Origin of the sequence: Cohaesibacter marisflavi (assembly GCF_900115225.1) — a bacterium.
GTDB lineage: Bacteria > Pseudomonadota > Alphaproteobacteria > Rhizobiales > Cohaesibacteraceae > Cohaesibacter > Cohaesibacter marisflavi.
Genome location: NZ_FOVR01000025.1, coordinates 21,303 through 29,993, shown reverse-complemented (window position 1 = coordinate 29,993; position 8,691 = coordinate 21,303). Strand labels below are relative to the sequence as shown.

Here is an 8,691-nt window from a genome sequence, read left to right as displayed (position 1 = left end):
GCAACCTCGCGAATAATATGGATGCTCTCATATTCGAGGGCCTTTAAGTGAGTAAAATGCATTGGCGAACTCAACTAACTTCTGGGATTAAGCGATAATAACAGCTTCACCTATTATCAAATTCAGCGCGTTTGTATACCCCTTGAAGCTGTAAAACTTGTCGACATTCATCCGTGTTCTCAAGAAGGGCACCTTTAAACACGCAAGACGATACAAGAGTACTAGTCCGAGCCGAACAGATCCCGTGTGAAAACCTTCTCCGTCACGTCCTGTATTTCCTTGGCCATTCTGTTTGCCACGATGATATCGGACATAGACTTGAACTCGGCAAGATCCGTGATCACGGGTGAATTGAAGAAATGCTCTTCATCCAGAGAGGGCTCATAAACGATCACTTCAATCCCCTTGGACTTGATGCGCTTCATGATCCCCTGAATCGAGGAACTGCGGAAATTATCCGAGTTGGCCTTCATCACCAAGCGGTAGATACCAACCGTTTTGGGTTGCTTGGCGATAATCGTATCCGCAATGAAATCCTTGCGCGTCGTATTGGCATCAACGATCGCCCGGATGAGCACCTGAGGCACCTGAGAATAATTGGCCAACAGCTGCTTGGTGTCTTTAGGCAAGCAATAGCCGCCATAGCCAAAGGAGGGATTGTTATAGTGATCGCCGATGCGTGGATCAAGCCCGACACCATCGATCAACTGACGCGTATTCATGCCAAAGGCCATGGCATAACTGTCCAGCTCATTGAAATAGGCAACACGCATGGCAAGATAGGTGTTGGAAAAGAGCTTGATGGCTTCCGCTTCGCACGCATCTGTGAAAAGCACTGGCGCATCTTTCTTAACCGCCCCCTCAATCAGCAGATCGGCGAACTGTCTGGCGCGCTCGGACTTCTCCCCCACGATGATGCGCGAAGGGTAGAGATTGTCATAAAGCGCATGCCCTTCACGCAAAAATTCGGGCGAAAAGACCACCTGCGCGGTGTCCATCCGCGCGCGCACATCATCAACAAATCCAACCGGAATGGTCGACTTGATTATGATTGTCGCGGTGCTATTGACCGCCATGACTGCCCGGATAACAGCCTCCACCGACTCGGTGTTGAAATAGTTGGTTTCAGGATCGTAATTGGTTGGCGTAGCAACCACGACAAAATCAGCATCCAGATAGGCGCTCGCCCCGTCAGCCGTTGCAGTAAGATCAAGAGCGCGGGTTGCAAGAAAATCCTCAATCTCATCATCAACAATCGGGCTTTTCTTGTCATTCAGCATCTGAACCTTGTTTTCGCTGATATCGACCGCGACAACCTCGTGATTTTGCGCAAACAAGATAGCGTTCGACAAGCCCACATAGCCAATACCTGCCACTGCAATTTTCATTTCATACAACCCGTCAATAGACCATCTGCAAATATGCGCCCCGAAATACCGAACCACTTCTACTTCATTATTCAGGCAGCGTCCAACATGTCCGTCATATGCAGAGCAAATGAGCACAAAATTTGTCAGCCCGGCCCAATCGCTTGAGAAGAGAGGAAAAAGCCCCCCCCAAAAAAGCTCGACAAGCAGAGCGTCAAAGATAGGGTGCCCCTCTTCCCAGCAAATCCTGACATAGCATAAACCCTGTTACACTATTTTGACCATTTGGTTCACAAGAGCAGGTGAGCGAGGGAACGCCAGCCTCACCATAAAACGCAAAAACCCGCCATCTCTGGCGGGTTCTGACATATCATTCAAAGGCCGAGCCTTATTCTTCAGCAGCCACCGGCTGGGGGGCTTCAGGAGCAGCAGGCGCTGCTTCGCCGTCTTTTTCACCGGCCACAGGTCTCTTGCGCGAGCGATAGGTGGTGCGGCGGCGGCGGCGCGGAGCCTCGTCCTTGCCGTCTTCGTCCCCATCTGCTGCAGCTTTTGGTGTCCGTTTCCTTTTCGGCTTTTCCTCAGGCTTCGGCTCTTCATCAGACTTCTCAATAACGGCCACTTCCATTTCAACAGCGGTATTTTCAAAACCACTGATCTCCGGCTGCGGTTCATCACCGGTAATCTCGGGCTGAGGGGCTGGTTTTGCACGGGCCGGACGCTCGGAATTGGATGGCTGGTCGCTATTGGAATTATTATTGCGCGCGTCATCGCGGGAAGAAGACTGCGCAGCAGCTATGATGCGCAAATAATGCTCGGCATGCTGATAGTAGTTCTCGGACATGACCATATCGCCGGACGCCAAGGCATCCCTTGCAAGAGACTGATATTTCTCTGCAATATGGCTCGCTGTACCTCGAATCTTTACATCAGGTCCATTGCTATCATAGGAGCGGGACAGCGGATTGGATGGCTTGCGCCCGCGACTGCGTGTCCGGCTGCTTTTCTGGCTCTGTCGCATTGTTTTTCTCTCGTAAATAGGCCGACCAAAAGGTTCAGCAAGGCAAACTGATTGCCAAATGTCCCCACGGACACGTGCCCTGACCTGATCTCGCAGACCATAACACCGCGTTGTCAACCTGTTTGAAAAGTCACGAGCTATATCGATTCAACGATCGAGTTGCTTCTTTGACTGAATAAAATCTGAAATCCGCTACGGAGACCCTAAAAATACAGATGAATCTGAGAGGAACCCCACCGCCAGCTGTCTTTTGCTACGCAAATCAGCCGGATTTTGCTCTTGGTGATTTCAATCTATCGAGTTACGTCACAAATTCAAGCCCATTGGCGTTTTTTTGTCAGACCGCACGCCGTGCTTTCAACAGAAGTTTGGCAAAAAGGCTAATTTTGACGGCTTTGCAGCAATAAAATTCGGTTTTGCCCCCCAAGATCCTTCAAAATATGGCCATCTTCACCAATCGCAGATGTCAAACCGCTCTTCCAGGCGACAGCGCATACCGCGTCAGCCTGGCGATAACCGAATTCGAACGCCATGATGGATGGCTTCACCTCCCACGCTGCAATTGCAGAGAAGAGCGCCTCATAGGCCTCTAGCCCTGTCTCTCCAGACACCAGAGCACTGGTCGGATCATAGTCGGCGACATCTTTTTCTATGTCGCCCATTTCATCAGCAGCCAGATAGGGTGGGTTGGAGATCAGAATATCCATACCTCCGGCAAAAGCCTCGGCATAGCTGGCCCGCAGAAACGCGCAACGCTCCGAAAAGCCCAGATCCAACGCATTCTGCCGCGCCACCGAGAGCGCAGCCGAGCTGATATCCGATCCTACACCAAACGCATTGGGCAATTCAGACAGGAGCGAGAGCAACAGGCAGCCCGTACCAGTCCCGATATCAACAATGGAGAGTGGCGCCTGTTTGCTTTTCACCGCATCAAGCACCGCCGCCACAAGCGTTTCACTATCGGGGCGCGGCACAAGCGTATCAGCGGTCACCTTGAAAGGCAGCCCCCAGAACTCGCGATAGCCCAGAATATGCGCAATGGGTTCTCTCGTAAGCCGTCGCTCGACCAGCCCGTCCAGCAGACGGATCTCATCAGACTGAAGGGCTCTGTCAAATTGCAGAATGATATCGGTTTCCGACAGGCCCAATCCATGACAAGCCAGCAACCGGGCATCAAGGCGCGCGGTTTCGATGCCCTCTTGCGCCAGAGCCCTCGACATTCCTGCGATCATCTGATCCAAACGCATGACACGCCTTCCGGCTCCAGACAGCCCACATTAAGCAAGCTGCATCAAATTAAACCGCATCGTCTTCAACAGCGGCCAACAATTGCGCCTGATTTTCTGCAATCAGGGCATCGATCAATTCACCCAGCGCTTCACCGGCCAGAATCTTGTCCAACTTATAGAGCGTGAGATTGATACGATGATCCGTCACACGCCCTTGCGGGAAGTTATAGGTGCGAATGCGCTCGGACCGGTCACCCGATCCAACCTGCCCGCGTCGCTCTTCAGACCGTTCGCTATCAGCGCGATCCCGCTCGGCTTCATAAAGACGAGCCTGTAGCACTTTCATCGCGTTGGCACGGTTCTGATGCTGGGACTTCTCCGAAGACGTTACCACTATGCCCGTTGGCAAATGGGTGATGCGGACTGCGGAGTCCGTCGTGTTCACATGCTGACCACCGGCACCGGATGCTCGCATGGTATCGATGCGGATATCATCAGGGCGAATGTCGATATCCACCTCTTCAGCCTCCGGCAACACCGCCACCGTTGCAGCAGAAGTATGAATACGCCCGCCGGATTCGGTTTCTGGCACGCGCTGCACTCGGTGAACACCGGATTCATATTTCATTTTGGCGAACACCCCGACGCCTGACACGCTGGCAATGATTTCCTTATAGCCGCCCATATCGCCTTCGCTGACAGACATGACCGAAACTTTCCAGCCATGATCCTCGGCATAGCGCTGATACATGCGAAACAGATCACCCGCAAACAGGGCTGCCTCGTCGCCACCCGTTCCGGCCCTTACCTCCAGAATGGCGCTCTTGTTATCAGCAGCATCCTTTGGCAAAAGCAGGATTTGCAGCTCGGCTGCAAGTTCCTCGATCTTTTCTTCCGTGGGCTTGACATCCTCATATGCCAAATCACGCATTTCGGCATCCATCTCGGGATCGTTCAGAATTTCCTGAAGATCCTCAAGCTCCTTGAGAGCCGCCAGATAGTCGCGGGACTTGATGGCCACCGGCTCCAACTCGGCATAATCCCGGCTCAGCTTGACATAGACATCAGGCTCAGGCCCCGCCGCCATTTCAGCCGACAGGGCATCAAACCGTTGTATGAGGGCTTCAACGCGCCCAAGCGGAATGGAAACACCAACCATTTTATTCAGTCCTGTAGCAAGCGGCCAAAAGCATGACACGCGTCCATCGCACAATGCCGCAGCCCGAACCGCAGTAAAGTCGAGTGGCACGATGTGTCGCTAAAGATTTCCGGCCGGAATGTGAATGTCGTAACGCTCGGCAAAATCCTGAAGGAATTGCTTGATTTCATCGGCATGCACGGCTTTGGCAAGCGCTTCGGCGAATTCCGCCTCAAGCTGCTCTAGCGGCAGTTCCAGCAACATGGCCTTGACCGGCCCAACCGAAGAGGGGGCCATGGACAAGCGACGATAGCCAATGGCCAAAAGCGCCATCGCGCCGGTTGCCCTGCCAGCCAACTCACCGCACACGGTCACCGGCACCCCTTTTTCCAAGCCCTTGTCAATAATGCTCTTCAAGGCGCGCAGGAAAGAGGGCGTTAGAGAACTATACCGCCCCGAAAGGCGCGTATTGCCCCGATCACATGCCATCATGAACTGGTGCAGATCGTTTGTACCAATCGAAATGAAATCGGCGCGATCCAGCAAGGCATCCAGCTGGAACAGCAGAGACGGCACTTCAAGCATGGCGCCAAGATGGATCTTCTTGGGCTTTTCATAGCCATGCCGCTCCAAGTGCGCCACCTCGCGCATGAAGAGATCCTTGGCTTCTTCGAATTCGAAGACATCCGTGATCATGGGGAACATCAGGCGCAGCGACCGACCAGCGGCCGCATGCAGCAAGGCGCGCATCTGAGTGCGTAACAGCCCCGGGCGATCCAGCCCGAGCCGAATGGCGCGCCAGCCCATGGCCGGATTTTCTTCCGCCGCCATGCGCAAGAAGGCCAAAACCTTATCCCCGCCCACATCAAGAGAGCGGAATGTCACGGGCATTTCAGCCGCGCTGTCCAGCACCTGCCGATACACCTTCTCCTGCTCACGCATGCGCGGGAAGCTGGCCGCGACCATGAATTGCAGCTCGGTGCGGAACAGACCGATACCCTTGGCCCCTGCCCCTGTCATATTGGGCAAGTCCACCAGCAAACCGGCATTCATGTAAAGATCGACAGGAACCCCGTCCTTGGTGACAGCGGGTTTGTCGCGCAACTTGCGATATTGCTCCTGCCTATGAGCACGGAACTTGACCTGATCGACATAGGACGCCTCGACATCTGCCGGAGGGCGCATATGCACATGACCAGTATCGCCGTCGACAATGATCGGATCGCCATCTTCGCACAGGTTAACCGCTGTCGAAACCTGCCCGACTGTGGGAATACCAAGCGCTCTGGCAACGATCACCACATGACTGGTAGGCGCCCCTTCTTCCAGCACAAGACCGCGCACCCGATCCCGCCCGTAATCAAGCAGCTCGGCTGCGCCCATATTGCGCGCCACGATGATGGAATCTGTAGGCTTCTCGCCGTTCTTGTCTGCCAGTTGGTCGCCATTCAGCTTACGCATCAAGCGGTTGGCAAGATCATCAAAGTCATGCAATCGATCCCGCAAATAGGGATCGGTCGATCGCAACAGCCGCGCCCGCGTATCACTCTGCACACGTTCAACCGCAGCTTCCGCCGTCAGGCCCGTGTGGATCGCCTCGATCATCCGGCGCACCCAACCACGATCATAGGCAAACATGCGGTAGGCTTCCAGAATGTCACGATGCTCGCCAACATGGGAGATATCGTCACGATTGAGCAGATCGTCAACGGACAGGCGCAGATGCTCGATCGCCGCTTCCAGGCGTTTTTCTTCGGCCAGCGCGTCTTCGGCGATCAGATTGGTGACCACGATCCGCGGCTCATGCAGCACCACGCGCCCCAGACCGAGCCCTTCGGCCATGGAGAGACCTTCCAGCCGCAACGGACGCACCAGATCGAGATCGGCACCGGGGCCGGACATGCCTTTAAGCTCACCCGAAGCGATCAGCTCAGCCAGCACCATTGCCGTGGTTTGCAGCGCCTCGACTTCCTCATCGGAATAGACACGCTGTGTCTTGTTCTGTACGACCAGAACACCCAGCGTCCGCCCGGATCGCAGGATCGGCACACCCAGAAAGGCATGATAGATTTCTTCACCCGTCTCGGGGCGATAGGCAAAGGCGGGATGCTCTTGCGGTTCGGAAAGATTGAGGATACGGGCTTCGGACGCGATATGGCCGACAAGACCTTCCCCGACCTGCAGGCGCGTTTCATGCACAGCCAGTGGGTTCAGACCTTCGGTCGCATAGAGTTCCAGCAGGTTATCGGAACGAAGAACATAGACAGAGCAAACCTCGGCCACCATGTTGGCCGCGATCAATCGCACAATCTCGTTTAATCGTTCCTGCGCATCGGTCGGCTTTGCCATCGTCTCGCGAAGGCGCCGAAGAAGGATACGCGGCCCAGCCAGATTTCCCCGCATCCGGGTTTCTCCGATTTTCCGCTTTTGTCATTAAGGGCCACTCACGTGTCACCCTTGCACGAATTCACCATTGCTCTGCATGAGGCCATAAAGAAGCGACATATTGGCAATTGGGATTCGTCTCATGCGCACTATGGCACGAGGCGATCAGACAGATCAATCATCTGCCCGGTTTTTAGAATGATTGAAAAGACACTCCAAACTGGAACAGCAAGACGAAAAGAGGAGGCCTGCAATGAGGCTTCCTCTCCCTATCACTCTATTTCTCATCCAGACCATAAAGCGAGTGCAGTGCACGCACTGCCAACTCGGCATATTCGGCGTCGATCAGGATGGAAATCTTGATCTCGGACGTCGTAATGGCGCGAATGTTGATACCTTTGTCTGCCAATGCCTTGAAGGCCTTGGAAGCAACGCCAGCATGACTGCGCATACCGATACCGATCACAGAAACCTTCACCACATCGGTCGAGCCTTGCAGCATGTTATAGTTAATGTTGCCGCGCGCCTGCTCAAGCACATCCTTTGCGCGCTCGAAATCACCTTTGGGCACGGTAAAGGTCATGTCGGTGATCGTGCCGTCTTCAGAAATATTCTGAACGATCATGTCAACATTAATGTTGGCCTCGGAGAGAGGACCAAAGACATGTGCAGCGATACCCGGCTTGTCTTCGAGCCGACGCAGAGAGATTTGCGCTTCGTCCTTTGAGAAGGCAATTCCGGTTACTACCTGTTTTTCCACAATCTCATCCTCATCACAGATCAAAGTTCCGATGGGCTGGTCCGTATTCATAAGTTCTGGCGCATCTGGCTCGACAAAAGAGGACCGCACGAAGGTACGCACATTATGCACCATCGCCATTTCAACAGAGCGCACCTGCATGACTTTCGCGCCGAGCGAAGCCATTTCCAGCATTTCCTCGAAAGAAATATGCTCAAGCCGTCGCGCTTCGGGCACGATCCGCGGGTCGGTGGTGTAAACCCCGTCCACATCGGTGTAGATATCGCATCGGTCTGCATTGATTGCCGCAGCGATTGCCACTGCGCTGGTGTCGGACCCGCCGCGCCCCAATGTCGAAATGCGATTATCCGGAGCGATGCCCTGGAACCCGGCCACAACGGCCACCTGGTTCATTTCAAGACGCTCGATCAAAACCGACCCATCGATCTCTTCAATGCGAGCAGCACCATGCACACTGTTGGTTTTAAAAGGAATTTGCCACCCGAGCCAAGACCGGGCATCGACGCCCATATTCTGCAGGGTCAAAGCGAGAAGCCCCGATGTCACCTGTTCGCCTGAGGAAACAACGGTATCATATTCACGCGCATCATAGAGCGGAGACGCTTCCTGCACCCAACCAACCAGTTCGTTGGTTTTACCCGCCATGGCAGAAACCACAACGGCCACCTGATTGCCTGCGTCCACTTCACGCTTCACATGTCGGGCAACGCGTCTGATGCGCTCGATATCAGCAACAGACGTACCCCCGAACTTCATGACAAGACGAGCCATTCACTATCGCTTTCTGTCACTGG

General features: G+C 54.2%; 6 protein-coding genes. All 6 read right to left on the bottom strand.

The features are described 5' to 3' along the window. Window positions 1-221 precede the first annotated feature (221 nt). A complete protein-coding gene (locus BM258_RS23480; RefSeq protein ID WP_090075676.1) occupies window positions 222-1,388 on the bottom strand; it encodes a nucleotide sugar dehydrogenase in 1,167 nt (388 codons plus the stop codon). A gap of 367 nt (window positions 1,389-1,755) precedes the next feature. After that, a complete protein-coding gene (locus tag BM258_RS23475; RefSeq protein ID WP_090075675.1) occupies window positions 1,756-2,385 on the bottom strand; it encodes a DUF4167 domain-containing protein in 630 nt (209 codons plus the stop codon). A 380-nt stretch (window positions 2,386-2,765) separates the two neighbouring features. Next, complete coding sequence (prmC, locus tag BM258_RS23470) at window positions 2,766-3,632, bottom strand: peptide chain release factor N(5)-glutamine methyltransferase (RefSeq protein WP_090075674.1); 867 nt, start codon at window positions 3,630-3,632, stop codon at window positions 2,766-2,768. A 49-nt stretch (window positions 3,633-3,681) separates the two neighbouring features. Continuing rightward, window positions 3,682-4,773, bottom strand: a complete 1,092-nt coding sequence (gene prfA / locus BM258_RS23465; protein ID WP_090075673.1) for a peptide chain release factor 1 — start codon at window positions 4,771-4,773, stop codon at window positions 3,682-3,684. Between the two features lie 99 nt (window positions 4,774-4,872). Next, the gene (gene ptsP, locus BM258_RS23460; protein ID WP_090075672.1) at window positions 4,873-7,155 is read right to left on the bottom strand and encodes a phosphoenolpyruvate--protein phosphotransferase; all 2,283 of its coding nucleotides are present in this window, start codon (window positions 7,153-7,155) and stop codon (window positions 4,873-4,875) included. A gap of 259 nt (window positions 7,156-7,414) precedes the next feature. Continuing rightward, on the bottom strand, window positions 7,415-8,668 hold the full coding sequence (locus BM258_RS23455) for an aspartate kinase (RefSeq protein WP_090075671.1): 1,254 nt from the start codon (window positions 8,666-8,668) through the stop codon (window positions 7,415-7,417). Window positions 8,669-8,691: the final 23 nt, after the last annotated feature.

Bases quoted from the DNA above. Each gene is read 5' to 3' on its own strand.
- BM258_RS23480 (WP_090075676.1), bottom strand. From the start codon at position 1,388: ATGAAAATTGCAGTGGCAGGTATTGGCTATGTGGGCTTGTCGAACGCT.
- BM258_RS23475 (WP_090075675.1), bottom strand. From the start codon at position 2,385: ATGCGACAGAGCCAGAAAAGCAGCCGGACACGCAGTCGCGGGCGCAAG.
- prmC (WP_090075674.1), bottom strand. From the start codon at position 3,632: ATGCGTTTGGATCAGATGATCGCAGGAATGTCGAGGGCTCTGGCGCAA.
- prfA (WP_090075673.1), bottom strand. From the start codon at position 4,773: ATGGTTGGTGTTTCCATTCCGCTTGGGCGCGTTGAAGCCCTCATACAA.
- ptsP (WP_090075672.1), bottom strand. From the start codon at position 7,155: ATGCGGGGAAATCTGGCTGGGCCGCGTATCCTTCTTCGGCGCCTTCGC.
- BM258_RS23455 (WP_090075671.1), bottom strand. From the start codon at position 8,668: ATGGCTCGTCTTGTCATGAAGTTCGGGGGTACGTCTGTTGCTGATATC.